We start from the raw sequence: 26,347 nt of genomic DNA, 5'->3' as shown, positions 1-26,347 counted from the left end.
GTTGACACGCCAATTCTTAATAGATATACGACTGATATATCAGAGGAGAAACAGATCATGTGGACCGGAGTTTTCCCAGCCGTCACGACCAAATTCACCGCCGCCGACGGCCTCGACCATGCCGAGATGGAGCGCTGCTACGGGCTGCAGATGGACGCCGGCTGCGACGGCATCATCGTCTGCGGTTCGCTGGGCGAAGGCCCCATGTTGTCGCCTGACGAGAAGATAGAGGTGCTGAAGACGGCGCGGAAAGTGGCTGGCAAGAAGCCGGTGCTTTTGACCGTCAACGAGCCCGGCACCCGCGAGGCGGCGAGCATCGCGCGCCGCGCCGCCAGGGAAGGCGCCGATGGCCTGATGGTGGTGCCGAGCCCGATCTACCACACCGACCGGCAAGAGACGGTCGCCGCCCTTCGCGCGGTGGCCGAGGCGGGCGACCTGCCGGTGATGATCTACTCCAACCGGCTCGCCTATCGCGTCGACGTCACCGTCGACCTGATGGAGGAGCTGGCGTCGGACAAGCGCTTCGTCGCCATCAAGGAATCCTCCGACGACATCCGCCGCTCGACCGAGATCATCAACCGGCTCGGCGACCGCTATGGCCTCTTCACCGGCGTCGACAATCTCGCCTTCGAGGCGCTGTCGGTGGGCGCCATCGGCTGGGTCGCCGGCCTGGTCACCGCTTTCCCGCGCGAGACCGTCGCGATCTACCAGCTGATGAGAGAGGGCCGTCGCGAAGAAGCGCTGGCGATCTACCGCTGGTTCCGGCCCTTGCTCGACCTCGATGTCTCGACCTATCTGGTCCAAAACATCAAGCTTGCCGAAGTGCTGGCGATTGGTACCAATGACCGCGTGCGCATGCCGCGCCAGCCGCTGTCGGGTGAACGCCGCAAGGCGGTCGAGAAGGTCGTGCTGGATGCGCTGGCGGTGCGGCCGACGCTGCCGTCGCTCCAGACGTCTCCTCGATCGACGGACAGCCTGGTGGCGGCCGAATAAGGGACAGCCTTCACGTGCACGAAAATTCCGAGGACGGGCGCCGCCCCTCATCCGCCCTTCGGGCCCCTTCTCGCCGTGAACGGGGAGAGGGAGAAGACATCGCCATTATCGGTGGCGGCATCATCGGCATCTGCGCCGCGGCCCTCCTGTCCGAGGCGGGGCGCAGCGTCACCGTCTTCGACCGTACCGGCATCTGTGAGGAGACGAGCTCCGGCAATGCCGCCGCCTTCGCCTTCTCCGACGTGCTGCCGCTGGCGCATAAGGGGATGATCCGGCAATTGCCGAAATGGCTCGCCGATCCGCTCGGGCCGTTGGCCATTCCGCCGGCCTATCTGCCCAAACTCCTGCCCTGGCTGATCCGTTTCTGGCGGGCCGGTGCGCCGAAGCACTACCAGGCGAGCCTCGCTACGCAGGCCGGCATGATGAAGCTCGCCGAAGCCGAATGGATGCGCCTGCTCGACCGCTCCGGCACGCGGCCGATGCTGCGCGAGGACGGCTCGCTGGAATTCTATGAGAGCGAGGCGGAGTTCCGCGCCTCGCTGCCCGGCTGGGCCGAGCGCCAGCGTTTCGGCATCGGCTTCCGCCATGTCGAAGGCGAAGAGATGGCCGCGCTCCAGCCAGGTCTTTCGCCGCGCTTCGTCAAGGGCACCTTCGTGCCGGGCTGGAAGACGGTCGCCGATCCGAAGCTGCTCGGCAAGGCGGTATGGGCCTATGCCGAAAAGCTTGGTGCCGGTTTCGAGCATGCGCGGGTCGAACGCGTAGAGGCAGGTGCGAACGGCGCCACGATCGTGCTGGCAGACGGCACCAGGCGAAAGGCAAGCAAGCTTGTGATTGCCGGCGGCGCCTGGTCGCATCTCCTGGCAAAGAATCTCGGCGACCGCATCCCGCTCGAAACCGAGCGCGGCTACAACACGACGCTGCCGGCGTCGGCCTTCGATGTGAAGCGGCAGCTGATCTTTTCCGGACACGGCTTCGTCATCACGCCGCTGCAAACAGGCCTGCGCGTCGGCGGCGCCGTCGAGCTCGGCGGTATCGAGCGGCCGCCCAATTTCGCCCGTTCCAAAGCGATGCTGGAGAAAGCAAAACGTTTCCTCCCCGGGCTCGATCCGTCGGGCGGCCGCGAGTGGATGGGTTACCGCCCGTCGCTGCCGGACTCGCTGCCGGTGATCGGCGCGGCGCGCGCGCCGAACGTCTATTATGCCTTCGGCCACGGCCATCTCGGCCTGACCCAGTCGGCGGCGACCGGCAGCTTGATCCGCGATCTCGTTCTCGGGCAGACTCCGCCGCTCGATCTCATCCCTTTCCGCCCGCAGCGGTTCTGATAGCAAGAGAGCAACAATGGCCAAGAAATCCTTCTTCTGCATCGACGGCCACACCTGCGGCAATCCGGTGCGTCTTGTCGCCGGCGGCGGGCCGTTGCTCGAGGGCTCGACTATGATGGAGCGGCGGGCGCATTTTTTGGCCGAATATGACTGGATCCGCACCGGGCTGATGTTCGAGCCGCGCGGCCATGACGTGATGTCGGGCTCGATCCTCTATCCGCCGACACGCGAGGACTGCGACATCGCCATCCTGTTCATCGAGACGTCGGGCTGCCTGCCGATGTGCGGCCACGGCACGATCGGCACGGTCACTTTTGCCATCGAGCATGGGCTGGTGAAGCCGAAGACGCCGGGCGTGCTCAGGCTCGACACACCGGCCGGCCTCGTCATCGCCGAATACAGACAGGTCGGCGAATATGTCGAGGAGGTGCGCATCACCAACGTGCCCTCCTTCCTCTATGCCGAAGGCCTGACCGTCGAATGCCCGGTGCTCGGCGAGATCAGCGTCGACGTCGCCTATGGCGGCAATTTCTATGCCATCGTCGAACCGCAGAAGAACTACCGGGACATGGCCGATTACACGGCCGGCGACCTCATCGCCTGGAGCCCCGTCGTGCGGCAGCGCCTCAACGAGAAATATTCCTTCGTGCATCCGGCGAATCCCGGCATCAACCGGCTCTCGCACATGCTGTGGACGGGCAAGCCGAGGAACGCGGAGGCCGATGCGCGCAACGCGGTGTTCTACGGCGACAAGGCGATCGATCGCTCGCCCTGCGGCACCGGCACCTCGGCGCGGATGGCGCAGCTTCATGCCAAGGGCAAGCTCAAGGAAGGTGACAGTTTTATCCACGAATCGATCATCGGCTCGCTGTTCAAGGGCAGGGTCGAAAAAGAGATTTCCGTTGCCGGCAAGCCGGCGATCATTCCCTCGATCGGCGGCTGGGCACGGATGACCGGGCTCAACACCATCTTCATCGACGACCGCGATCCGTTCGCGCACGGCTTTATCGTGACGTGATCGTCAGCCGGAATATCCGGCCGCCTCGCGGTCAGGCCTCGGTTTTGACCGAAACCTGATCGCGGAACCATTCGGCGAACTTGGACTCGGCAGACGAGGGTTGCGCCGACATCGTCAGGAAATAACCCTTGTCGTCGTCGGTCGAAATATCGGAGAGGACGACGAGGTCGCCGCGCCTGAGCTCTTCGCGAAAAACCTCGACCGGGCACAACGCCACGCCGTGGCCGGCAATGACCGCCGTCGCCAGTATGTTGAAATCGGCAAAAACCGGGCCGCTGCCGACATCGCGCTCTTCGACCCTGGCCTTGGAAAACCATTCCTGCCAGCCCTGGCGCGTCTCGTCGTGCAACAGGTCCGCCGCCGCGATGGCCGCCGCCGTTTCCAGCGGCCCCTTGCGCGCGAGGTAGTGCGGACTACAGGCAGGCCGGCTTATGCGGGAAAACAGCTTGAGGCTCGTGACATGCGGCGAGGGATCGGCGCCGAGCGTGATTAGGATGTCGTTGTCGTCTTCGAGCCGGTCTTCGGCCTTGGCGTAGGCTACACGGATCGCGATCTCGGGATGGCGCGCCGTGAAATCCGACAGGCGCGGCACCAGCCAGCGGCTGGCGATGGAGGGAATGCAACCCACCGACAGCGATGCCTGGGCGGCGTTTCTGCGAATGCGGCGGCAGGTCGCGCCCAGCTCCGTCAGCGCCGCGCTGGCGGACGCCTGCAGGATCAGTCCGGCCTCCGTCAGGCGCACCTTGCGGGCGTCGCGATGAAACAATGCGACGCCCAGCCATTCCTCCAAGCGTCTGATCTGGTGGCTGATGGCAGGGTGGGTGACATGCAGTTCCTCGCCGGCCGCGGAGAAACTGAGATGGCGAGCGGTCGCCTCAAAGGCCCTGATCGCATTCAGAGGCAGATAGTCCATCTGTAAAATTCTCTAACAGAAAAGGCCAAAATCCGTCATTTGAAGCACGATTCGACTTGAGTCATTGATCTGGGGCGGCGGCACAAAATCTAACTGGGCGAGACCAAAAAGTCGATGCCTGCCGCCGAATTCGATGCGCGCCGCCGCTTCTCAAACCTGATTTCGTGGAAAGATAACAATGTTCACCAGACAATTGGCAGATGTAGAAAAAACTGACTTCTTTGTCGATTGGGGCAACGGCACCAGCCATCGGCTGCTGACGAGCCAAGACGGCATGGGCTTCACCATATGTCACACGGTGGTGCGCGCCGGCAGCGAATCGCGACTGCAGTACCGGCGGCACCTGGAGGCCTGCTACTGCATCTCCGGCAGCGGCGAGGTCGAGGACATGGCCGGCACCGTCCATCGTGTCGTGCCGGGCACGGTCTACGTGCTCGATGCCCATGACGACCATTTCCTGCGCGCCGACAGCGCCGGCGACATGGTGCTGGTGAGTGTCTTCAATCCGCCGCTCAAAGGCACCGAGAAGCACAGTCTCAATGGAGAAGGGGGCTCTGCTTACTGACACTTCGCTTCAAGGTCTTTCCGTTGCGGCGCGGCGCCCTCGGCCGAAGGGCGCCGCACCGTCACATGCCCGTCACAGATGACGGAATCCTGACCTAGCGGAAGGTGTGGTTGTGGGAAACCGGACGCTTCGGCTGGTGCAAGGATTCTTCTCTTCAACTTATTTTGACGCTGATTTCTTCGACGGGAGGCCCATCATAGGGTTGAATCGTCAAAGACATTGCGTTGTGCCAATGCTAGGGTCCGCGATAGTCCAGGGGTCGGGTGCGAAAAAACGGGCAATCGGACGGCGTGCTTCCAAACCACGCAGAGCGGTTGAAAAATCACGTTGCAATCCGGGCTCGAAACTTTACGACTAGGGGAAATACGAAAAGGAGTGCGATCCGGAAACGGGCGACATTCCAGGGGAGCCGCATAAATATGCAGTACTTCGTCCAGCAGCTTATCAATGGGCTGACGCTGGGATCTATCTATGGGCTGATCGCGATCGGCTATACGATGGTCTACGGCATCATCGGCATGATCAATTTCGCCCATGGCGACATTTTCATGGTCGGCGCCTTCACCGCCCTCATCGTCTTTCTGATCCTCGGCGCGCTGTTCTATTCGGTGCCGATCGTGGTGGCGCTTCTGATCATGATGATCGTGGCGATGCTTCTGACCAGCCTCTACAACTGGACGATCGAGAAGGTGGCCTACCGGCCGCTGCGTGGTTCATTCCGACTGGCGCCGCTGATCACCGCCATCGGCATGTCGATCGCGCTGTCCAACTTCGTGCAGGTCACCCAGGGTCCGCGCAACAAGCCGATCCCGCCGCTGGTCAGCCAGGTTTACACGATCGACGGCATCAGCATCTCGCTGAAGCAGATCATCATCGTGATCGTCACGGCGGTGCTGCTGGCGATCTTCTGGTACCTCGTCAACAGAACGGCGCTCGGCCGGGCGCAGCGCGCCTGCGAACAGGATCGCAAAATGGCGGCGCTGCTCGGCATCGATGTCGACCGTACCATCTCCATCACCTTCATCATGGGCGCGGCCCTTGCCGCCGTCGCCGGCACGCTGTTCCTGATGTATTACGGCGTCGTGGTGTTCTCGGACGGCTTCGTGCCGGGCGTGAAAGCCTTTACGGCGGCCGTGCTCGGCGGCATCGGCTCGCTGCCCGGCGCGGTGCTCGGCGGGCTGTTGATCGGCTTCATCGAGAGCATGTGGTCGGCCTATTTCTCGATCGACTACAAGGACGTCGCCGCCTTCTCGATCCTGGCGATCGTGCTCATCTTCCTGCCCTCCGGCATCCTGGGCCGGCCTGAAGTCGAAAAGGTCTGATCCTCATGGCCGCTACCGTGTCCCCGGAGCGCGACGTCGTCGCCCCTCCCACCCAGCGCGCTTTTCGCGAAGGGCTCTATGCTGGCGCCATCGCGCTTGGCCTGTTCGTTCTGTTTATCGGCCTCAGGACCGACCAGAACATCAGCAACGAACTGATCCTGGTGCAGCGCTGGCTGCTGCTTGCCCTGGTGGTTATCGCCACCGCCGTCGGCCGCTTCCTCTATGTCGGCTACGCGCAGCCGGCGATGGAGCGGGCCAAGGCCGAAAAGGCCAAGGCGCCCGCGGTCGTGGCGGAACCTGGTTTCGTGCGCCGGAACTTCAACAAGATCGGCATCGTCGTGTTGCTGCTTTATCCGATCGCGATGGTGCTCGCTTTCGGCTTCCAGGGTTCGCTTAAATGGGTCGACAATTTCGGCATCCAGATCCTGATCTATGTGATGCTGGCCTGGGGCTTGAACATTGTTGTCGGCCTCGCCGGCCTGCTCGATCTCGGCTACGTCGCCTTCTATGCCGTCGGCGCCTATGCCTATGCGCTGCTCGGCACGCATTTCGGGCTGTCATTCTGGATCCTGCTGCCGGCCGCCGGCTGCATGGCCGCCTTCTGGGGCGTCATGCTCGGTTTCCCGGTGCTCAGGTTGCGCGGCGACTATCTGGCGATCGTGACTTTGGCGTTCGGGGAGATCATAAGGCTGGTGATCATCAACTGGCGCGAAGTGACCAACGGCTCGGCCGGCATTTCCGGCATTCCGAAAGTCTCATTCTTCGGGCTGATGTCGTTCAACGTGTCTGACCCGAATTACATCGCAAAGGTGCTGCACATCGCCCAGTCGGGCGCCTACTACAAGATCTTCCTCTATTATCTGATCCTGGCGCTTTGCTTCCTCACCGCCTTCGTCACCATCAGGCTTCGCCGCCTGCCGGTGGGCCGCGCTTGGGAGGCGCTGCGCGAGGATGAAATCGCCTGCCGCTCGCTCGGCATCAACACCACCACCACAAAGCTGACGGCCTTTGCCACCGGCGCCATGTTCGGCGGCTTTGCCGGCTCGTTCTTTGCCGCCCGGCAAGGCTTCGTCAGTCCTGAATCCTTCGTCTTCCTGGAATCGGCGATCATCCTCGCCATCGTCGTGCTCGGCGGTATGGGTTCGCTGGGCGGCATCGCGGTAGCGGCACTGGTGATGATCGGCGGCACCGAGATCCTGCGCGAGCTCGGCTTCCTCAAGGTCGTGTTCGGCCCCGACTTCACGCCGGAGCTTTACCGCATGCTTTTGTTCGGCATGGCCATGGTCATCGTCATGCTGTGGAAGCCGCGCGGCTTCGTCGGCAGTCGAGAGCCGACAGCCTTTCTCAAGGAGCGAAGAGCGGTCTCAGGGTCCTTCACCAAGGAGGGCCACGGCTGATGAACGCGACCCCTTCTTCGAGCGACTTCATCCTGCAGGTCGAGCATCTGTCGATGAAGTTCGGCGGCCTGGTCGCCATCGGCGACCTGTCGTTCCAGGCCAGGCGCGGCGAGATCACCGCGCTGATCGGCCCGAACGGCGCCGGCAAGACAACGGTGTTCAACTGCATCACCGGCTTCTACAAGCCTACCGAGGGCATGATCACGCTCAACAAACGTGATGGCTCGACCTACCTCTTGGAGCGCCTGCCCAATCACGAGATCCCGGCACGCGCCAACGTCGCTCGCACCTTCCAGAACATCCGCCTGTTCTCGGGCATGACGCTCCTCGAAAACCTGCTGGTGGCCCAGCACAACAAGCTGATGAAGGCCTCGGGCTACACCTTCCTTGGCCTGTTCGGCTTTCCGAGCTATCGCCAGGCCTCGGCCGAATCGATCGAGCTGGCCAGGCATTGGCTGGAAAAGGCCGGTCTCGTCGACCGCGCCGACGACCCGGCGGGCGACCTGCCCTACGGCGCGCAGCGACGGCTGGAGATCGCGCGCGCCATGTGCACGGGTCCCGAGCTTCTGTGCCTCGACGAGCCGGCGGCCGGTCTCAATCCGAGAGAGTCGGCGGCGCTCAACGAACTCTTGATGGACATCAAGAACAGCACGTCGATCCTGCTGATCGAGCACGACATGTCGGTGGTCATGCAGATCTCCGATCATGTCGTCGTGCTCGAATATGGCCGCAAGATCTCCGACGGCAGTCCGCAGACGGTCCGCACCGACCCGCGCGTCATCGCCGCCTATCTCGGCGTCGACGACGAGGAAGTGCAGGAAGTGCTCGTCGAAGTCGGCGACGAGGATGTCATCGAGCAGCTCGATACGGGCCCCGACTCCGCGCATGGCCCTGGCAATTCCGCTTCGATGATGGCGGGGCCGGTTTCCGACTCCGTCGAACACGCTGACGAGGGCGAACGGGTCACGGTGTCGAAGGGCGCTTCGAAAGCGGCGCAGGTCGACGCGCGCGCCGCGTCAATCGCCAGCAACCGCCAACCGGCAGCCAAGCCGGCCGCGAAATCCAGCGCTGCGAAAGCGGCGCCGAAGAAGCCGGCCGCAAAAGCCGACAGCGCTTCGAAAGGCACTCAAGCAGCGGCCAAGCCCGCATCGGGCAAGCGCGGAGGGGATAAATAATGGCCGGCACAACGCTGCTCGATATCAAGGGCGTCGAGACCTATTACGGCAACATCCGGGCGCTCAATGGCGTCAACGTGCAGGTCAACCAGGGTGAGATCGTGGCGCTGATCGGCGCCAACGGCGCCGGCAAGTCGACATTGATGATGACCATTTTTGGAGCTCCGCGCGCTAGCGCGGGCACCATCACCTTCGCCGGCACCGACATCACCCAGATGCCGACGCATGAGATCGCCCGCCTGCGCGTTGCCCAGTCGCCGGAAGGACGCCGCATCTTCCCGCGCATGACGGTGATGGAAAACCTCCAGATGGGCGCCAGCCTCGACAACCTCAAGCATTACGACGAGGACGTCGAGAAGGTGTTCGCACTGTTCCCGCGACTGAAGGAACGCATCGGCCAGCGCGGCGGCACGCTATCGGGCGGCGAACAGCAGATGCTGTCGATCGGCCGCGCGCTGATGGCGCGGCCGAAGCTTCTATTGCTCGACGAGCCGTCGCTGGGTCTCGCACCGCTGATCGTCAAGCAGATCTTCGACGCCATCCGCGAATTGAACAAGTCGCAAGGGTTGACCGTGTTCCTGGTCGAGCAGAACGCCTTCGGCGCGCTCAAGCTCGCCACGCGCGGCTATGTCATGGTCAACGGCAATGTGACGATGAGCGGCACCGGCAAGGACCTGCTCGCCAATCCGGAAGTGCGCGCCGCCTATCTCGAAGGCGGACATCACTAAGAGGAGTCTTCACCATGGGCATTATCTACGAAGAAGCCTCGATCTGGCAGTTCCTGTTCGTCACCTGCCTGCTTGGCGGCTGGGCGGCGTGGATGACCGGCAAGGCCGCCGCTCAGACCTGGAGCAGCCACGTTCAGCTGTTCTTCTATATGCTCGGCCTCGGCATCGGCATCCGGTTCATCCATCACGCGCTGTTCGACGGCACGATGTTCTCACTGCATTACTATATCGTCGACACCATCGTGCTGATGATCCTTGGCTTCCTGGGCTATCAATACACGCGCACCAACCAAATGGTCACACAGTATAACTGGCTCTATGAAAGAGCTTCCTTGTTAAGCTGGAAGCCGAAAGGTTGACGTTCACCATTACGCCGTCTCGGGGACGAATCGGCGTGACAAGTGCCTGAAAATCGGCATTCTATGCTTTCTGCGATAAGGGTGGGCATCGCATGAAAGTATCATCCACGCCCACTCCGTAAATGGGAGCGTTTCAATGAAAAAATCACTCTTGTCCGCCGTTGCGCTGACCGCGTTCATCGCGTTCAGCGGCAGCGCGTGGGCCGACATCCTGATCGGCGTCGCCGGCCCGATCACCGGCCCGAACGCCGCCTTCGGCGCACAGCTGCAGAAGGGCGCGGAACAGGCTGTCGCCGACATCAACGCTGCGGGCGGCGTCCTTGGCCAGCAGCTCAAGATCGAGATCGGTGACGACGTCTCCGATCCCAAGCAGGGCATCTCGGTTGCCAACAAGTTCGTCGCCGACGGCGTCAAGTTCGTCGACGGCCACTTCAATTCGGGCGTGACCATTCCGGCTTCGGAAGTCTATGCCGAAAACGGCATCCTGGTCATGACGCCGTCGGCAACCAATCCGAAGCTTACCGAGCGCGGCCTGTGGAACACCTTCCGCACCTGCGGTCGCGACGACCAGCAGGGCAAGGTGGCCGGCGACTACATCGCCAAGAACTTCAAGGACGCCAAGATCGCCATCGTCCACGACAAGACGCCTTACGGGCAGGGCCTTGCCGACGAGACCAAGAAGAACCTCAATGCCAACGGCATCAAGGAAGTGATGTATGAAGGCATCAATGTCGGCGACAAGGACTTCTCGGCCCTCATCGCCAAGATGAAGGAAAACAACGTCAACCTGATCTACTGGGGTGGCCTGCACACCGAAGCCGGCCTGATCATCCGTCAGACGGCCGACCAGGGCCTGAAGGCGCCGATGTTCTCAGGCGATGGCATCGTCTCCAACGAACTGGCCTCGATCGCGGGCGACGCGGTTGCCGGCACGCTCAACACCTTCGCGCCGGATCCGCGCAAGAACCCGGACGCCAAGGAAGTCGTGGAGAAGTTCCGCGCCGCCGGCTTCGAGCCGGAAGCCTATACGCTCTACTCCTATGCCGCCGTGCAGATCATCTCGCAGGCTATCGCCAAGGCCGGTTCGGCCGACGATGCACAGAAGGTTGCGGAGATCATCAAGTCCGGCGGTCCGTGGAAGACGGTTATTGGCGAGATCGGCTACGACTCCAAGGGCGACATCACCCGTCCCGACTACGTCATCTACGAATGGAAGAAGGGTGACGACGGCAAGTACAGCTACTTCGAGAAATAAGCCGGCAAATTCAAGCCGACTTGCAATGGATGCCCGGCGCTTGCGCCGGGCATTTTCGTTTGCGCGGCCGCGGCCGCCGGAAGTTCCGCCCGGCGGCTCGGAACGTGCTCTGGCCGCCCACGGCGGACCGGCGGAGGGGCGGCAACGACGCGTCTGCCGCAAACAAGCGAGTTAAATCGTTTTAGCTGTCGCGCAAATTTGTTTGCGCTGCAGCATTTTCACGCTAATCATTGCGCCGTTCACCTCCTTTACGCTGCTGGAGCCCTGTCCTTGGCAATCACGAAGATCCTCGTCGCCAACCGGTCCGAAATCGCCATCCGGGTGTTCCGCGCGGCCAATGAGCTCGGCCTCAAAACCGTGGCGATCTGGGCGGAGGAGGACAAATATTCGCTGCACCGCTTCAAGGCCGATGAAAGCTACCAGGTCGGGCGCGGGCCGCATCTTGCCAAGGACATGGGCCCGATCGAGAGCTACCTGTCGATCGAGGAGGTAATCCGGGTCGCTAGGCTGTCGGGCGCCGACGCCATCCATCCGGGCTACGGTCTGCTGTCGGAAAGCCCGGAATTCGCCGAGGCCTGCGCCGAGGCCGGCATCACCTTCATCGGGCCGAAGCCGGAAACGATGCGCCGGCTGGGCAACAAGGTCGCCGCGCGCAACCTCGCGATCGAGGTCGGCGTGCCGGTCGTGCCGGCAACCGATCCGCTGCCGGACGACATGGACGAGGTCAAGAAGCTCGCCTCCCAGATCGGCTATCCGGTGATGCTGAAGGCCTCATGGGGCGGCGGCGGCCGCGGCATGCGCGCTATCCGTTCAGAGACCGACCTCGCGCGCGAGGTGATGGAAGGCAAGCGCGAGGCCAAGGCCGCCTTCGGCAAGGACGAGGTCTATCTCGAAAAGCTGATCGAACGCGCCCGCCATGTCGAGGTCCAGGTGCTGGGCGACACCCACGGCAATGCGGTGCATCTGTTCGAGCGCGACTGCTCGATCCAGCGCCGCAACCAGAAGGTCGTGGAGCGCGCGCCGGCGCCCTATCTCAGCGAAGAGCTGCGCCAGGAGCTTTGCGGCTATGCGCTGAAGATCGCGCGCGAGACCAGCTATATCGGCGCCGGCACGGTCGAGTTCCTGCAGGACGCCGACACCGGCAAGTTCTATTTCATCGAGGTCAATCCGCGCATCCAGGTCGAGCATACAGTCACCGAGCAGGTGACCGGCATCGACATCGTCAAGGCGCAGATCCACATCCTCGACGGCTTTGCCATCGGCACCAAGCAATCCGGCGTGCCGGCGCAGAAGGACATCAGGCTCAACGGCCACGCGCTGCAATGCCGCATCACCACCGAGGATCCGGAGCACAATTTCATCCCGGACTACGGCCGCATCACCGCCTATCGCGAGGCGGCCGGCTTCGGCATCCGGCTCGACGGCGGCACCGCTTATTCGGGCGCGGTCATCACCCGCTTCTACGATCCGCTGCTCGAAAAGGTGACTGCCTGGGCGCCGACGCCAGGCGAGGCGATCTCGCGCATGAACCGGGCGCTGCGCGAGTTCCGCATCCGGGGTGTGGCCACCAACCTCACCTTCCTCGAAGCGATCATCAACCACCCGCGCTTCGCCGACAATTCCTACACGACCAAGTTCATTGACACGACGCCGGAACTGTTCGAGCAGGTGAAGCGGCAGGACCGCGCCACCAAGCTGCTCACCTATCTCGCCGATGTCAGCGTCAACGGCCATCCCGAGACCCGCGGCCGGCCGGTGCCGAAGGCGAATGCGGCCGCGCCCGTCGTGCCCTATCTCAACGGTCATATCCCGGACGGCAGCAAGCAGAGGCTCGATGCGCTCGGCCCGGAGAAATTCGCGGCCTGGATGCGGGAGCAGCGCCAGGTGCTGGTCACCGACACAACGATGCGCGACGGCCACCAGTCGCTGCTCGCCACGCGCATGCGCACCTATGACATCGTCGGCATCGCCGGCACTTATGCGCGGGCCCTGCCGCAGCTGTTGTCGCTGGAATGCTGGGGCGGCGCGACCTTCGACGTCGCCATGCGCTTCCTCACCGAGGATCCGTGGGAGCGGCTGAGCAAAGTGCGCGAGGCCGCGCCCAACCTTCTGCTGCAGATGCTTTTGCGCGGCGCCAACGGCGTCGGCTACACCAACTATCCCGACAATGTCGTGCAGCATTTCGTCAAGCAGGCAGCCAGCGGCGGCGTCGACCTGTTCCGGGTCTTCGACTGCCTGAACTGGGTCGAGAACATGCGCGTCGCCATGGACGCGGTCGGCGCCGAGGGCAAGCTGGTCGAAGCGGCGATATGCTACACCGGCGACATCCTCGATCCGGCGCGCGCCAAATACGACCTCAAATATTATGTCGGGCTGGCCAAGGAACTGGAAGCGGCCGGCGCCCACATCATCGCCGTCAAGGACATGGCGGGTTTGCTCAAGCCGAGTGCTGCCCGCGCACTTTTCAAGGCGCTGCGCGAAGCGACCGACCTGCCGATCCATTTCCACACGCATGACACGTCGGGCCTCTCGGCGGCGACGGTGCTTGCTGCGGTCGAGAGCGGCGCGGATGCCATCGACGCGGCAATGGACTCCTTCTCAGGCAACACCTCGCAGCCCTGTCTCGGCTCCATCGTCGAGGCGCTGAAGGGTACCGAGCGCGACCCGGGCCTCGATCCGCAATGGATCCGCCACATCTCCTTCTACTGGGAGGCGGTGCGCAACCAGTACGCCGCCTTCGAGAGCGATCTGAAGGGACCGGCCTCGGAAGTCTATCTGCACGAGATGCCGGGCGGCCAGTTCACCAACCTCAAGGAACAGGCGCGTTCGCTTGGCCTCGAGACGCGCTGGCATGAGGTTGCGCAGGCCTATCACGACGTCAATCTGATGTTCGGCGACATCGTCAAGGTGACGCCGTCGTCCAAGGTGGTCGGCGACATGGCGCTGATGATGGTCAGCCAGGACCTCACCGTCGCCGATGTCGAGAACCCGGCCAAGGACATCGCCTTCCCGGATTCGGTCGTGTCGATGCTGCGCGGCGACCTCGGCCAGTCGCCCGGCGGCTGGCCGGCGGCGCTGCAGAAGAAGGCGCTGAAAGGCGAGAAGCCGATCACGGTCAGGCCCGGCTCGCTGTTGAAGCCCGCCGACCTCAAGGCCAGCCGCAAGGACATCGAGACGAAACTCGAGCGCAAGCTCTCGGAGTATGAGTTCGCTTCCTGGCTGATGTATCCGAAGGTGTTCACAGATTTCGCCGCCGCGCAGGAAACCTATGGGCCGGTGAGCGTGCTGCCGACGCCGACCTATTTCTACGGCATGAAGTCGGAAGACGAGATCTTCCTCGACATCGAGAAGGGCAAGACCCTGGTGGTTCGCTGCCAGGCTTTCGGCGACGTCGACGACAAAGGCATGGTCACAGTCTTCTTCGAGCTCAACGGGCAGCCGCGCCGCATCAAGGTGCCGGACCGGGCGCATGGCGCTTCCGCCGCCAAGGCGCGCCGCAAGGCCGAGCCCGGCAATGAGGGGCATGTCGGCGCGCCGATGCCCGGCGTGGTGTCGGCGCTTGCCGTCGCGCCTGGACAGGCGGTCAAGGCGGGCGATGTGCTCTTGTCGATCGAAGCGATGAAGATGGAAACCGCGCTGCACGCCGAACGCGACGGCGAGATCGCCGAGGTGCTGGTCAAGGCCGGCGACCAGATCGACGCGAAGGATCTGTTGATCGCATTTAAATGACGATCGGCTCGTGATCCCTCATGGGCGGCTGACAGCAGCCGTCCACAGCCGCTCGACAAGTGTCTTGACCCGCCGCGCCCGCTCGGGCAGGGAACCCGCTCCAATTCGCCGTGGCGGGAATCGCCTCGGCTCCAGAAGACGCGGAGAGAAAAATGGCCGACGAAATCACCGAGACCAGCCAGACTGTAGCCGCCGGCCAGCTGCGCACCATCATCGAGCGCATCGAACGGCTCGAGGAAGAGAAGAAGACGATCTCCGACGATATCAAGGATGTCTATGCCGAAGCCAAGGGCACCGGCTTCGACACCAAGGCGATCCGCACCATCGTGCGGCTGCGCAAGAAGGACCAGGCGGAGCGTCAGGAAGAGGAGTCCATCCTCGACCTCTACAAGGCCGCTCTGGGCATGGTCTGAGGCGCGCCGGAGGCCGGCGGCTTCTCATCACGAGAGCGATACCCCGCGCTTGCGCAGGACTTATCGATGAACGAGACCGTTGTTGAAATCCGAAGATACTCCGGGGAGATCGAGAGGCATCAGCACGATTATTCCCAGCTGATCCTGCCCATTTCCGGAGCGCTCGAAATCGAGCTGGGGCACCGTTCGGGACGGGTTTCGGGCAGCACTGGCGCTTTCGTTTCCGCCGGTTGCCGGCACGCGTTCTACGCCAAACAAACGGACTCTTTCGTTGTCCTCGACCTGCCGTCCCGCCTCGGCGTCCGGGAGCCGGATGAAGACATACCCGCATTCTTTGGGATCGGCCGGGAGGTTCACGGCCTGATCGACTACATGGCGGTGCTGGCGGCATCGCAGGCGCTTTCCGCCTCGCTTCGACGCGCCTGGTCCACATTGCTGCTGGATCGCATCGCTCCTCCCAAGGATCGTGCGGATCGCGCGGAGCTTGCCGTCAGAAGAGCGACGGCGTTCATGGAACGAAAACTCGCCGAGCCAATCCGCATTGCCGACATCGCGGAAGCGGCAGGGATGAGCCCGACCCGTCTGCATGAAGCCTTCGTCAGGCGGCGCGCGACCACGCCGCACGCTCATTTGGTTGCGATGCGCCTCGATGCGGCTGAGCGGATGCTTGCCGATCCGCGCCTTTCCATCGCGGATATCGCGATTTTCAGTGGCCACTCCGACCAAAGCGCCTTGACGCGCGCAATGCGCAGAGAGCGAAACTCAACCCCGGCCGAACTTCGCCGAAATCTGCTCGGAAGAACGGGACGAAAAGCCTAAAATCCGGATAGTTTTGCAGAGATATCGGCCTCGCGCGGCGCTACGTATGCGGAAATTTTGCGTGCATGAGGATCACCGATATGGATTTCACTCGTTTCAAAGCGTTGACATTCGACGTCTATGGCACGCTGATCGACTGGGAAACCGGCATCTGGAACGCGCTTCAGCCGCTCTTGAGTATCGCAAATCGCGAAATCAGCCGGGACGAAGCGTTGGAAGCCTATGGCGATATAGAGACGCTGCAGGAAGCCGAGACGCCTTCCTTGCACTACAGAACACTGTTGGCGGTGGTGCACGCGAGGCTTGCTCGACATTGGGGAATCGCCGCGCAGGCTGACCTGCATGAACGTTTCGGCACCTCGGTGCCCGATTGGCCTGCCTTTCCGGATTCCAGGGAGGCGCTGGCCTATCTGAAACAGCACTTCCGCTTGGTCGTACTATCCAATGTCGACGGCCAGAGTTTTGCGGCTTCGACCCGTAAGCTCGGTGTCAGCTTCGATGCCGTCTATACGGCGGAAGACATTGGCAGCTACAAGCCGGATCTGCGCAATTTTCGTTTCCTGTTCGACAGGCTGAAGCAGGATCTGGGCATTCAGCAAGACGAAGTCCTCCATGTGGCTCAAAGTCTGTTTCACGATCATGCGCCGGCAGAGAGCATCGGGCTCGCCAGCGTCTGGATTGACCGCCGGTTTGGGATGGCGGGGCAAGGTGCAACGAAGCGTCCGCTTGCCCAGCCAAAGGTCGGAGGTCATTTTCCGACCTTGGCGGAATTTGCCGCTGTCCATCGCGCAGCGAATGAGAAGCACTGACCCCGTTCGTCAGATACAGGTCGCCGCATTGAGCGTCTGATTGCGTTTTCTGTGCTCCCGTTGCGCGCGGACCCAAATGTCCTCTACGCTTACGGTTCTCAAAACACCATCATATGACTCGCCAGAACGAATTTCGAAACAGTCTCGGGCAGCGGGGCAGCCGGCCATGAACGAGTTCGACTTCGGCGGCCGCCGCGCCTCGGAGTTCCGCCATCGCGGTTTCTGGGCGCTGTTCGCCGAACGGCATCCGGAGGAACGGCCAAGGATGGCGAGGCGCGGGCCTTGGTTCTGGCAGCGTGGGCTGCCGGATTTCGCCTTGGTGCTTTCGATGTATGTCGCGCCGGCGCAGAACCATGTCGGCGTGTTCTTCGGCCGCAATGAAAAGTTCGGCGCAACGGACTCATGGTCTCGCCTGAAGCCGTTCCAGCCGGCGATCGAGGCCAGGCTGAAGCTCAGGCCCGAGCAGAGCGCGCAAGGTCTCGGCATCAATTCACTTTGGCATGTGAACTGCTATGCCGAGGACAACTGGCCGGCCATGGCCGACTGGCTGGTGAGGGAATGCTCACGCTTCGAAGAAGCCCTGACCGAAGTCCTGGGGCGGAGATAGGCGCCGGCGATGACGGACTTTTTTCGTAGGCGCTGGAGGGGTGAAGCGCCGCTCGAACGGCTGTTCTGGCGCGACATGCTGCTGGTCGGGACGATCTTGAGCATCGCTTCATCGGCACTGGCGCTGGTCCTGCTTGGATTGAAGCTGCCGCTCTGGCTGGTGCTGGCGGTGCATTTCCTCCCTGTTCCCTACAACATCTTCCTTACCATTGCCGTCTGGCGGACGGCGGAGATGAGCGGCGGGTTCAAGGCGCAACTGGTGATGCTTGGTTCGGCGCTCTGGCTGATCGCGACGGTCGTGGCATGAGCTAAACGAAAAAGGGCGGCCGAAGCCGCCCTTTGCGAAGTCATTTTAGAGACGTCAGGCCGACGGCTCGAAGCGCAGCGCCACGCCGTTGATGCAATAGCGCAGGCCGGTCGGCGGCGGGCCGTCCTCGAAGACATGGCCGAGATGGCTGCCGCAGCGCGAGCAGTGGCATTCGGTGCGGACCATGCCGTAGCTTCGGTCGACGGTGTTCTCGATCGATCCCGGAACGGGATCGTTGAAGCTCGGCCAGCCGGTGCCGCTCTCGAATTTGAGCTTGGATTCGAACAGCGGCTGGTCGCAGCCGACGCAATGGAAGGTGCCGGCGCGCTTCTCATAGAGCAAGGCGCAGCTGCCGGGGCGCTCGGTGCCGTGGTTGCGCATGACGGCATATTGCTCCGGCGTCAGGCGGGCGCGCCACTCGGCATCGGTGCGGGTGACGGGATAGGCGTGGGTGTCCATGAAATCTCCTCGGCCTTGGCGGCTCGTTGTTGCTTGCAACGGGTATTCGCCGAAACATAGGCCTTTGTTACAAGCGCTGCCAGCGAAAGCGAGCTAATGCTTGCGCGACAACTGCCTTGTCGCTGCCTCCAGCCCGGCCAATGTCAGCGGGAACATGCGACCACCGAAGATCTCGCCGATCATGGCGATCGAATGCGTGTAGCGCCAGTTCTTCTCGGCTTCCGGATTGAGCCAAATCGCATTCGGCCATTGCTGCAAGAGCCGCGTGAGCCACACGCTGCCGGCCTCCGGATTCCAATGCTCGACCGAGCCACCCGGATGCGCAATCTCGTAAGGGCTCATCGAGGCGTCGCCGACGACGATCACCTTATAGTCCGGCCCGTATTTGTGGATGAGGTCGAAGGTCGGGATCGTCTCGGCCAGTCGGCGGCGATTGTCCTTCCAGACGCGCTCGTAGAGGCAGTTGTGGAAGTAGAAATATTCGAGCTGGCGGAACTCGGCGCGCGCGGCGGAAAACAATTCCTCGACGCCGCGGATGTGGTCGTCCATCGAGCCGCCAACATCGAAAAACATCAGGAGCTTCACGGCGTTGCGCCGCTCGGGCCTGGTCTTGACGTCGAGATAGCCGTGCTCGGCGGTGGCGTGGATGGTGCCGGGCAGGTCGAACTCCTCCTCGGCGCCCTCGCGCACCCAGCGGCGCAACCGCTTCAGCGCCACCTTGATGTTGCGGGTGCCGAGCTCGACGGTATCGTCGAAATTCCTGAATTCGCGCTTTTCCCAAACCTTCACCGCGCGGCGATGCCGGCTCTCGTGCTGGCCGATGCGCACGCCTTCGGGGTTGTAACCATAGGCGCCGAAGGGCGAGGTGCCGCCGGTGCCGATCCATTTCGAGCCGCCCTGGTGGCGGCCTTTCTGTTCATCGAGCCGCTGCTTCAAGGTTCCCATCAGCTTGTCGAAGCCGCCCAAAGCCTCGACCAGTTTTTTCTCCTCGTCGGTCAGGTGCTTTTCGGCCAAACGGCGCAGCCATTCCTCCGGGATGTTGGCGACATCGACGGCGTCGGGACCGCCAAGCGCCTCGACGCCCTTGAAGACATGCGCAAACACCTGGTCGAAACGGTCGATATGGCGCTCGTCCTTCACCAGGGCCGAGCGGGCCAGATAGTAGAAAGCCTCGACGTCATAGTCGACGAGCCCGGCTTCCAGCCCCTCCAGCAGCGACAGATATTCCCTGAGCGAAACGGGAACCCGCGCGGCCTTCAGTTCGAGGAAGAAGGGGATGAACATCAGTCCCTTATAGCAGATCGTATTCGATGAAGCCCGTGCGGCGCGCGACATGATCGTAAAGCCGGCGCGCGGTGGTGTTGGTTTCGTGCGTCATCCAGTAGACGTTCTTGACGCCGATCTTGCCGGCTTCGTCCTGGACCGCTTTGATCAACGCCGCGCCCACGCCCTTTCCGCGCACCTGCGGGTCGGCGAACAGGTCCTGCAGGTAGCAGTTGTTTTTCTCCGACCAGCCGGAGCGGTGGTAGAGGTAGTGGGTGAGGCCGACCGCCTTGCCGTCGAGCGTTGCGATGAAACCCTTCGGCTCGAACTCGCCATCCGTGAACAGGCGCTTCCAGGTGATCGCGTAGACCTCTTCCGGGAGCTTCGTCTCGTAGAAAGTCAGATAGTCGGTCCAAAGCCGGCGCCATTCGGCGTGATCGGACTGCGCGAGCGGACGGATTTTTATTTCGGACATTTTCTCCTCCAACATTTTGGGCCGAAGCTGCGGCAGCAGCTGTTCCCCGGCAACGGTCCACAGAAGGGGAAAGCGCTATTGCTGCCGGCTTAACCCTGCCGCCTGGCCATGAATGCCAAGCGCTCAAACAGATGCACGTCCTGCTCGTTCTTCAAGAGCGCACCGTGCAGTTTCGGCAGCATGTTCTTCGGGTCGGCGCGCAGGTCTTCCGGTGCGATGTCATCGGCGACCAGCAGGCGGATCCAGTCGAGCGCCTCGGAGGTCGAGGGCTTCTTTTTCAGCCCCGGCACCTCGCGGACCTCGTAGAACTGGGTGAGCGCCGCCCGCACCAGATTCTGTTTGATGCCGGGGTAATGCACCTCGACGATCCGGTGCAGCGTGTCTATGTCGGGGAAGCGGATATAGTGGAAGAAGCAGCGGCGCAGGAAGGCGTCCGGCAGTTCCTTCTCGTTGTTCGAGGTGATGACGACGATCGGCCGAAATTCAGCGCGGATCGTTTCGCCGGTCTCGTAGACGAAGAACTCCATCCGGTCGAGCTCCTGCAGGAGGTCGTTGGGGAACTCGATGTCGGCCTTGTCGATCTCGTCGATCAAAAGCACGACCTTCTTTTGCGCCGCGAAGGCGTCCCACAGCTTGCCGCGCCTGATGTAGTTGGCGATGTCGTTGAAGCGCTCGTCGCCGAGCTGGCTGTCGCGCAGCCTCGAGACGGCGTCATATTCGTAGAGGCCCTGCTGCGCCTTGGTGGTCGACTTGACGTTCCACTCGATGAAGTCCAGCCCGAGCGCCGACGCCACCTGGCGGGCGAGCTCGGTCTTGCCAGTGCCGGGCTCGCCCTTGACAAGCAAGGGCCGCTCCAGCGCGATCGCGGCGTTGACCGCGACCATCAGATCCTTGTCGGCGACATAAGCCGCTGTGCCTTCGAAACGCATTTCTTCTCCTGGCTATTTTGCGGCGACCGTAAGGAGCCATGCGCATGCGCGCAAGCTTCGAAGCCAAAGTGGTCCGCCTTGGCGATAGCCGACCAAGCAAATAACGCTCAAACGCCCATCCGTTTCTCTGGCGCTCGGCCACCCACCGGCCTATATTCGCCCTCGGCGGTCTGCGCTTCCCGGCAGGAGAAACTTATCCCCGGGGCCTTATCGATCCTTAGGGAGCTGTCCCTGGGAAGACCCGTGGGTTTTCTCACACGGCGCCCACCTACTTTGTAGGCACCCGGGATCGACCTCTCCACCGGTTGTGTGGATCGTCGCTCTCCCGATTTTGGGAGACATGCGCTAGAAAACGTCGTTCCTGTAACGCCGTCCAATCCCGGCCTTTTCTAGCGTCCGCACATGTCACCTTCCAAAGACCTGAAAAAACAGCTTCGCAAGGAAGCGCTGGCGCGCCGCGATGCGCTGGACGAATTCTGGCGCGTCGAAATCGCTCTCGAAATGGCCGAGACGGCGAAGGAGAAAATCGACTTCGAGCCCGGCCGGATCGTCTCCGGCTTCTGGCCGATGCGCTCGGAGGTCGATGTGCGGCCGCTGATGTTCGCGCTGCGCGAGAAGGGCGCCAGGCTTTGCCTGCCGGCGATCCTCGACAAGACCACGATCGTCTTCCGCGAGCTGGTGCGCGGCGCGCCGATGGTCGAGATGGGCTTCGGCACGGTCGGCCCGCATGAAGAGGCGGAAGTGCTCGACCCGACGCTGATGCTGGTGCCGCTCGCCGCCTTCGACGGCCGCGGCCACCGCATCGGCTACGGCGCCGGCTATTATGACCGGGCGATCGCCAGGCTGGCCGAAAAGGGCATCACGCCAAGGCTGATCGGCATCGCCTTCGATTGCCAGGAAGTCGAGCGGGTGCCGGAAGAGAACCATGACGTCATCATTCCGGAAATACTGACCGAAAGCGGGCTGCGGCGCTTCGACATCGCTTAAACTCTCACGACCTGCTTAACGCGTTTCAAAGAACCGTCGGGTGATATTCCTGCAATATAGTCCGAGCCGACGGGGGTCGTGGTGTTTATCTTCGCACGTTACTTGCTGATGCCTTTCGCCCTGATCGCCGCGGCGCTGTTTGCGATGGGAGCGCACATCATCGGCACAAGCTTGCATCACCAGGCCGCCTGGCAGCGGACGGTCGCCACCGTGACGGATGTCAGCCCCTACAGCGAAACGCGGGCGAACGGTCTCACCACGGAGGGCATCAATGTCGCTGTCAGCTATGTCGCCAACGACGCGCCGATGACATGGTCCGGCAAGGACAAGGACATCGGTCTCTACAAGGCGGCCAAGGGCGACAGGGTAGAGTTCTACTACGACCCTGCCGATCCATCGAACCTCGATACGGCCGCGATGAAAGGTTGGCGCGGCGGGCTGCTGCTGCTTGCTGTCACCGGCGGGTTCACCTTGTTCTACGTCTGGTTCTTCTGGCTGCGAGGACGCAAAACACCGCCCATGGCGCCATCGACCGTTCGCGTTGTCGCCGCTGGCACGGGGCCAGCCGATCAGCAACGCGGCCCTTTCGGCCGGCGTTAAGGACCTCGGTGCCGCTTGCCTAGCATCCACAGCTCTGGATAGAAGTGGCTATGAGACTCCTCTTTCTCGGCGACATGGTTGGCAAAACAGGGCGCACGGCAGTCTGGGAACAGCTACCAGGGCTGATTTCCGACTTCAGGCTCGACTTCGTCATCGTCAATGGCGAGAACGCCGCCGGCGGCTTCGGCATCACCGAGGAGATCTTTCGCGAGACGCTCGCGGCGGGCGCGGATGTCGTCACCACGGGCAACCATGTCTGGGACCAGCGCGACGCGCTTATCTTCGCGCCGCGCGAGGAGCGCTTCCTGCGGCCGTCCAATTTTCCCAAGGGCACGCCGGGGCGCGGCTCGGGCGTCTACATCGCCAGGAACGGCGCGCGCGTGCTGGTCGCCAACATCATGGGGCGCGTCTTCATGCACCCCGAGCTCGACGACCCGTTCCAGGCCGGCGAGCGCGAGCTGGCGGCCTGCCCGCTCGGCGAGCAGGCCGATGCGGCGATCGTCGATTTCCATGCCGAGGCAACCTCGGAGAAAATGTGCTTCGCGCATTTCGTCGACGGCCGAGCCAGCCTGGTGGTGGGCACGCATACGCATCAGCCGACCGCCGACCATCAGATCCTCAATGGCGGCACCGCCTATATTTCGGATGCCGGCATGTGTGGCGATTACGATTCCTCGCTCGGCATGGACAAGGAAGAGCCGCTCAACCGCTTCCTGTCGAAAGTGCCGAAAGGCCGCTTCGAGGCGGCGACCGGACCGGCGACATTGTGCGGGGTCGGCGTCGATATTTCCGACCGCACCGGACTTGCCGAAAAAATCGCGCCGTTTCGTCGCGGGCCGCGGCTGGAAGAAACGGCGCCGTCTTTCTGGTCCTGACATTGATATAGGCGAGGTCAGTGCCTAACTGGCGACGAAACTGCTCTAGATCGTAGAGGGGACGACCTCCATGCAGCTTGTCGAATTCCTGGCGCCGCACTTTGCCTTTGTTTCCGACCCGACCGCCTGGGTTGCGCTTTTGACACTTGTGGTGCTCGAGATCGTGCTCGGCATCGACAATCTGATCTTCATCTCGATCCTGACCAACAAGCTGCCGGAAGCGCAGCGCGCCCGCGCGCGCCGGCTGGGCATCTCGGCGGCGCTGGTCATGCGCCTCATCCTGCTCGCCACGATCTCGATCATCGTGCAACTGACGACGCCGGTGTTCACCGCCTTCGGCCACGGCTTTTCCTGGCGCGACCTGATCCTGATCGCCGGCGGCCTGTTCCTAGTCTGGAAGGCGACCAAGGAAATCCATCACACGGTCGACCCGCAGGATCATCAGGACACGATGGTGGGTACGCTGCAGCTGAGCCTTGCCGGCGCCATCTTCCAAATCCTGCTGCTCGACCTCGTCTTCTCGATCGATTCCATCATCACCGCCGTCGGCATGACCGACGAGATCGCCATCATGTATATCGCGGTGATCGTGGCGGTGAGCGTCATGATGCTGGCAGCGACGCCGCTCGCCAATTTCATCGCCAGGAATCCCTCCATCGTCATGCTGGCGCTGGGCTTCCTGTTGATGATCGGCATGACGCTGATCGCCGACGGCATGGGCTACCATGTGCCCAAGGGCTACATCTACGCGGCCATGGGCTTTTCGGCGTTGGTCGAAGGCCTCAATATGCTGGCACGGAATCGCAAGAAGCAGGGGTCGGGCGGCGGGCATTGATGGTGGCAACGAGGGCGGCAGCGTGCGGCTGTCGCTCCCGCCGCAGGATCATTTGCTTTCCGACGTCGGCAGTTCACCGCGCATTTCGCTGGGGTAGAACCCTTCGCGCAGATTGATGCCGTATTCGACGTAGGCCTTCATGCAAGACAGCATCTGCGACCAGCCCTCGCAATTGCCGTAGGATGATTTGCGGCCGGCCTCGTCCTCGCGCCATCCGCTTTCGGCAATGGTGACGAAGGTGCCGCCGTCATCCAAGGCTTCGAAGCTCATTTCGATCGTGGTCTTGTAAGCCGGTACAACGCCGGGGCCGCTGCCATCCCAGCGCAGCACGATACGCTCGTTGGGCACCACTTCATCGACCTCGACGGGCACGGACTTCCACCAAGTGACGGTGGTGCCCGCCACAAGCGGAGCCGAGGCGCCGCCGATGGTGGTGAAGTAGCCGCTGAGCTTCGCCGGGTTGACGACGGCGTCGAAGACCTCGGCGACCGGTTTGCCGATGCGTCCGGAAATCCTGAATCCAAGGGACATATCCACAGCTCCTTCCTTGCTGCCTAAAACAATATGTTATAGAAAGATAACATGTCAAGCCAAACCGCAGACGACCATGTTTTCAAGGCCTTGGCGCATCCGCGCCGTCGCGAATTGCTGGATCGTCTGAAGGATCGGCCGCAGACCACCGGCATGCTGTGCGAGGCTTTCCCGGACATGGACCGCTGCACGGTGATGATGCATCTGAAAGTGCTGGAGGAGGCCGATCTGGTGGTGGCGAAGCGCGAGGGGCGCGAGCGCTGGAACCATCTCAATGCCTTGCCGATCAAGCAGATCCACGACCGCTGGATCAGCCAGTATGCAGGCCATGCGATCAGCATTCTCGACCGGCTGAAGTCCGATCTCGAGAGCTGAGCGGCCTCTCCGGCGCCGGAGTTACGGCGCGTCTGGACGAATTGAGCCGATTTATCTATAAGCCGGCCATTCCGACAGAGAGCGCCGTGTGCCTTCGCAGGCATGCCTGGGGCGTTCTGAAAATTTGAATTCGAGCAATTTGCGGATGGCGAGGTGATCTCATTTCGCTCCGCAATGCTCTAGCCGAACACGACAGGGGTGCCATGGCTGGCCATTCGCAATTTAAGAACATCATGCACCGCAAGGGCCGCCAGGACGCGGTGCGGTCGAAAATGTTTTCCAAGCTGGCGCGCGAAATCACCGTCGCCGCCAAGACCGGCACGCCGGACCCGGCGATGAACCCGAGGCTTCGCCTTGCGGTGCAAAACGCCAAGGCCGTGTCGATGCCGAAGGACAACATCCAGCGCGCCATCAACAAGGCTTCCGCCGGCGACGGCGAAAACTACGAAGCCGTGCGTTACGAGGGTTATGGCCCGGGCGGCGTGGCGCTGATCGTCGAGGCGCTGACCGACAACCGCAACCGCTCCGCCTCCAATGTGCGCGCCGCCTTCACCAAGGCCGGCGGGGCGCTCGGCGAAACCGGCTCGGTGTCCTTCATGTGGAACCGCGTCGGCGAGATCTACTACCCGGCCTCGGCCGGCAGCGCCGACAAGGTCATGGAAGCGGCGATCGAGGCGGGCGCCGACGACGTCGAGTCGGACGAGGAAGGCCACACCATCTATTGCAGCTTCGAAAATATGGGCGAAGTGTCGAAGTCGCTCGAAGCCGCGCTCGGCGAGGCGGAATCGGTGAAGCCGATCTGGCAGCCGCAGAACAATGTCCCGGTCGACGAAGAGCGGGCGCAGTCGCTGATGAAGCTGGTCGCGACCCTCGAGGACGATGACGACGTGCAGAGCGTCTACGCCAATTTCGAGGTCGACGACGAAACGATGGCCAAGCTCAGCGCGGCCTGACCCGCCTCGCGGTCCGATATGAGCCAGAAGCCGCTGCCCATCATCCGCATCACCTACTGCACGCAGTGCCATTGGCTGCTGCGTGCCGGCTGGATGGCGCAGGAACTGCTTTCGACCTTTGGCGCCGAGCTCGGTGAAGTCACGCTGGTGCCGGGCACCGGCGGCATTTTTACGATCTCCTGCAACGAGGTGCTTGTGTGGGATCGTAAACGTGACGGCGGCTTCCCGGATGCGGCGAAGCTGAAGCAGCTGGTCCGCGACGTCATCGATCCGGATCGGGATCTCGGCCACTCCGACCGCAAAGGTTATAAGGCGAAAGACTCCGCCTAAGCTGC

The 26,347-nt window shown here is 62.7% G+C and carries 29 protein-coding genes and 1 other RNA gene; 24 read left to right on the top strand and 6 right to left on the bottom strand.

Going from position 1 to position 26,347, the window contains the following annotated elements:
• The first annotated feature begins 57 nt into the window (after positions 1 to 57).
• The 3 genes from EN852_RS16655 to EN852_RS16645 are packed head-to-tail and all read left to right on the top strand — an operon-like array spanning position 58 to position 3,333.
• Entirely contained in the window at positions 58 to 993 is a 936-nt protein-coding gene (locus EN852_RS16655; RefSeq protein ID WP_127876180.1) for a dihydrodipicolinate synthase family protein, read from the top strand.
• Positions 994 to 1,007: 14 nt separating this feature from the next.
• Complete coding sequence (locus EN852_RS16650; protein ID WP_189546017.1) at positions 1,008 to 2,315, top strand: FAD-binding oxidoreductase; 1,308 nt, start codon at positions 1,008 to 1,010, stop codon at positions 2,313 to 2,315.
• A gap of 16 nt (positions 2,316 to 2,331) precedes the next feature.
• Positions 2,332 to 3,333, top strand: coding sequence for a 4-hydroxyproline epimerase (locus EN852_RS16645; RefSeq protein ID WP_127876179.1), 1,002 nt, complete (start codon positions 2,332 to 2,334; stop codon positions 3,331 to 3,333).
• A gap of 31 nt (positions 3,334 to 3,364) precedes the next feature.
• Here the strand turns inward: EN852_RS16645 and EN852_RS16640 are convergent, their stop codons facing one another.
• Positions 3,365 to 4,246 (bottom strand): LysR substrate-binding domain-containing protein, encoded by an 882-nt coding sequence (locus EN852_RS16640; RefSeq protein ID WP_127876178.1) that lies wholly within the window; start codon positions 4,244 to 4,246, stop codon positions 3,365 to 3,367.
• Positions 4,247 to 4,424: 178 nt separating this feature from the next.
• On the opposite strand from EN852_RS16640, the gene EN852_RS16635 reads away from it, so the two are divergent.
• The 13 genes from EN852_RS16635 (at position 4,425) to EN852_RS16575 (ending at position 17,730) form a co-directional block, all read left to right on the top strand.
• Entirely contained in the window at positions 4,425 to 4,811 is a 387-nt protein-coding gene (locus tag EN852_RS16635; RefSeq protein WP_127876177.1) for an ectoine synthase, read from the top strand.
• Between the two features lie 419 nt (positions 4,812 to 5,230).
• Entirely contained in the window at positions 5,231 to 6,133 is a 903-nt protein-coding gene (locus tag EN852_RS16630) for a branched-chain amino acid ABC transporter permease LivH (RefSeq protein ID WP_127876176.1), read from the top strand.
• 5 nt (positions 6,134 to 6,138) lie between these two features.
• Positions 6,139 to 7,530, top strand: a complete 1,392-nt coding sequence (livM, locus tag EN852_RS16625; RefSeq protein ID WP_127876175.1) for a high-affinity branched-chain amino acid ABC transporter permease LivM — start codon at positions 6,139 to 6,141, stop codon at positions 7,528 to 7,530.
• Positions 7,530 to 8,705: an ABC transporter ATP-binding protein gene (locus EN852_RS16620; protein WP_127876174.1), complete on the top strand. Its 1,176-nt coding sequence runs from the start codon at positions 7,530 to 7,532 to the stop codon at positions 8,703 to 8,705. Before livM ends, EN852_RS16620 begins: the two co-directional genes overlap by 1 nt.
• The gene (locus EN852_RS16615; protein ID WP_127876173.1) at positions 8,705 to 9,433 is read left to right on the top strand and encodes an ABC transporter ATP-binding protein; all 729 of its coding nucleotides are present in this window, start codon (positions 8,705 to 8,707) and stop codon (positions 9,431 to 9,433) included. Before EN852_RS16620 ends, EN852_RS16615 begins: the two co-directional genes overlap by 1 nt.
• Positions 9,434 to 9,447: 14 nt before the next feature.
• Positions 9,448 to 9,792 (top strand): DUF6867 family protein, encoded by a 345-nt coding sequence (locus EN852_RS16610; RefSeq protein ID WP_112129733.1) that lies wholly within the window; start codon positions 9,448 to 9,450, stop codon positions 9,790 to 9,792.
• Between the two features lie 136 nt (positions 9,793 to 9,928).
• Positions 9,929 to 11,047: a branched-chain amino acid ABC transporter substrate-binding protein gene (locus tag EN852_RS16605; protein WP_127876172.1), complete on the top strand. Its 1,119-nt coding sequence runs from the start codon at positions 9,929 to 9,931 to the stop codon at positions 11,045 to 11,047.
• Positions 11,048 to 11,317: 270 nt separating this feature from the next.
• The gene (gene pyc, locus EN852_RS16600) at positions 11,318 to 14,776 is read left to right on the top strand and encodes a pyruvate carboxylase (RefSeq protein WP_127876171.1); all 3,459 of its coding nucleotides are present in this window, start codon (positions 11,318 to 11,320) and stop codon (positions 14,774 to 14,776) included.
• Between the two features lie 152 nt (positions 14,777 to 14,928).
• A complete protein-coding gene (locus tag EN852_RS16595) occupies positions 14,929 to 15,189 on the top strand; it encodes a DUF2312 domain-containing protein (protein WP_040991643.1) in 261 nt (86 codons plus the stop codon).
• 66 nt (positions 15,190 to 15,255) lie between these two features.
• Positions 15,256 to 16,008, top strand: coding sequence for an AraC family transcriptional regulator (locus EN852_RS16590; protein WP_127876170.1), 753 nt, complete (start codon positions 15,256 to 15,258; stop codon positions 16,006 to 16,008).
• Positions 16,009 to 16,073: 65 nt separating this feature from the next.
• Positions 16,074 to 16,817 carry a haloacid dehalogenase type II gene (locus EN852_RS16585; RefSeq protein ID WP_246694312.1) on the top strand — a complete coding sequence of 248 codons (744 nt, stop codon included), beginning with the start codon at positions 16,074 to 16,076 and terminating at the stop codon, positions 16,815 to 16,817.
• A gap of 166 nt (positions 16,818 to 16,983) precedes the next feature.
• Positions 16,984 to 17,424, top strand: coding sequence for a hypothetical protein (locus tag EN852_RS16580; protein WP_127876169.1), 441 nt, complete (start codon positions 16,984 to 16,986; stop codon positions 17,422 to 17,424).
• A 9-nt stretch (positions 17,425 to 17,433) separates the two neighbouring features.
• Positions 17,434 to 17,730, top strand: a complete 297-nt coding sequence (locus EN852_RS16575; RefSeq protein ID WP_127876168.1) for a hypothetical protein — start codon at positions 17,434 to 17,436, stop codon at positions 17,728 to 17,730.
• A 54-nt stretch (positions 17,731 to 17,784) separates the two neighbouring features.
• Here EN852_RS16575 and msrB read toward each other — a convergent pair whose 3' ends face one another.
• The 4 genes from msrB to EN852_RS16555 form a co-directional block, all read right to left on the bottom strand.
• Positions 17,785 to 18,189, bottom strand: coding sequence for a peptide-methionine (R)-S-oxide reductase MsrB (gene msrB, locus EN852_RS16570; protein WP_127876167.1), 405 nt, complete (start codon positions 18,187 to 18,189; stop codon positions 17,785 to 17,787).
• Between the two features lie 93 nt (positions 18,190 to 18,282).
• Positions 18,283 to 19,473 carry a VWA domain-containing protein gene (locus EN852_RS16565; protein WP_127876166.1) on the bottom strand — a complete coding sequence of 397 codons (1,191 nt, stop codon included), beginning with the start codon at positions 19,471 to 19,473 and terminating at the stop codon, positions 18,283 to 18,285.
• 7 nt (positions 19,474 to 19,480) lie between these two features.
• The gene (locus tag EN852_RS16560) at positions 19,481 to 19,927 is read right to left on the bottom strand and encodes a GNAT family N-acetyltransferase (RefSeq protein ID WP_127876165.1); all 447 of its coding nucleotides are present in this window, start codon (positions 19,925 to 19,927) and stop codon (positions 19,481 to 19,483) included.
• 89 nt (positions 19,928 to 20,016) lie between these two features.
• Positions 20,017 to 20,856: a MoxR family ATPase gene (locus EN852_RS16555; protein ID WP_127876164.1), complete on the bottom strand. Its 840-nt coding sequence runs from the start codon at positions 20,854 to 20,856 to the stop codon at positions 20,017 to 20,019.
• Between the two features lie 164 nt (positions 20,857 to 21,020).
• Here EN852_RS16555 and ssrS point away from each other — a divergent pair.
• The 5 genes from ssrS (at position 21,021) to EN852_RS16530 (ending at position 24,153) form a co-directional block, all read left to right on the top strand.
• Positions 21,021 to 21,176: non-coding RNA, 6S RNA (gene ssrS / locus EN852_RS16550), on the top strand.
• Between the two features lie 82 nt (positions 21,177 to 21,258).
• Positions 21,259 to 21,843: a 5-formyltetrahydrofolate cyclo-ligase gene (locus tag EN852_RS16545; protein ID WP_127876163.1), complete on the top strand. Its 585-nt coding sequence runs from the start codon at positions 21,259 to 21,261 to the stop codon at positions 21,841 to 21,843.
• An 81-nt stretch (positions 21,844 to 21,924) separates the two neighbouring features.
• On the top strand, positions 21,925 to 22,443 hold the full coding sequence (locus EN852_RS16540) for a DUF3592 domain-containing protein (RefSeq protein WP_127876162.1): 519 nt from the start codon (positions 21,925 to 21,927) through the stop codon (positions 22,441 to 22,443).
• Between the two features lie 50 nt (positions 22,444 to 22,493).
• Positions 22,494 to 23,318 (top strand): YmdB family metallophosphoesterase, encoded by an 825-nt coding sequence (locus tag EN852_RS16535; RefSeq protein ID WP_112129722.1) that lies wholly within the window; start codon positions 22,494 to 22,496, stop codon positions 23,316 to 23,318.
• Positions 23,319 to 23,388: 70 nt separating this feature from the next.
• Positions 23,389 to 24,153, top strand: a complete 765-nt coding sequence (locus EN852_RS16530) for a TerC family protein (protein ID WP_127303065.1) — start codon at positions 23,389 to 23,391, stop codon at positions 24,151 to 24,153.
• A gap of 48 nt (positions 24,154 to 24,201) precedes the next feature.
• Here the strand turns inward: EN852_RS16530 and EN852_RS16525 are convergent, their stop codons facing one another.
• A complete protein-coding gene (locus tag EN852_RS16525; protein WP_127876161.1) occupies positions 24,202 to 24,684 on the bottom strand; it encodes an SRPBCC domain-containing protein in 483 nt (160 codons plus the stop codon).
• A gap of 51 nt (positions 24,685 to 24,735) precedes the next feature.
• On the opposite strand from EN852_RS16525, the gene EN852_RS16520 reads away from it, so the two are divergent.
• From EN852_RS16520 to EN852_RS16510, 3 genes are all read left to right on the top strand, one after another.
• Positions 24,736 to 25,059: a helix-turn-helix domain-containing protein gene (locus tag EN852_RS16520; protein WP_127876160.1), complete on the top strand. Its 324-nt coding sequence runs from the start codon at positions 24,736 to 24,738 to the stop codon at positions 25,057 to 25,059.
• 203 nt (positions 25,060 to 25,262) lie between these two features.
• Entirely contained in the window at positions 25,263 to 26,012 is a 750-nt protein-coding gene (locus tag EN852_RS16515; RefSeq protein WP_042645708.1) for a YebC/PmpR family DNA-binding transcriptional regulator, read from the top strand.
• An 18-nt stretch (positions 26,013 to 26,030) separates the two neighbouring features.
• Positions 26,031 to 26,342: a SelT/SelW/SelH family protein gene (locus EN852_RS16510; RefSeq protein WP_127876159.1), complete on the top strand. Its 312-nt coding sequence runs from the start codon at positions 26,031 to 26,033 to the stop codon at positions 26,340 to 26,342.
• Positions 26,343 to 26,347 lie beyond the last annotated feature (5 nt).

The sequence above is a fragment of the Mesorhizobium sp. M2E.F.Ca.ET.209.01.1.1 genome (assembly GCF_004010375.2).
GTDB lineage: Bacteria > Pseudomonadota > Alphaproteobacteria > Rhizobiales > Rhizobiaceae > Mesorhizobium.
The sequence above is the reverse complement of the archived record's forward strand: the minus strand, read 5'-3'. Positions and strand labels throughout refer to the sequence as shown.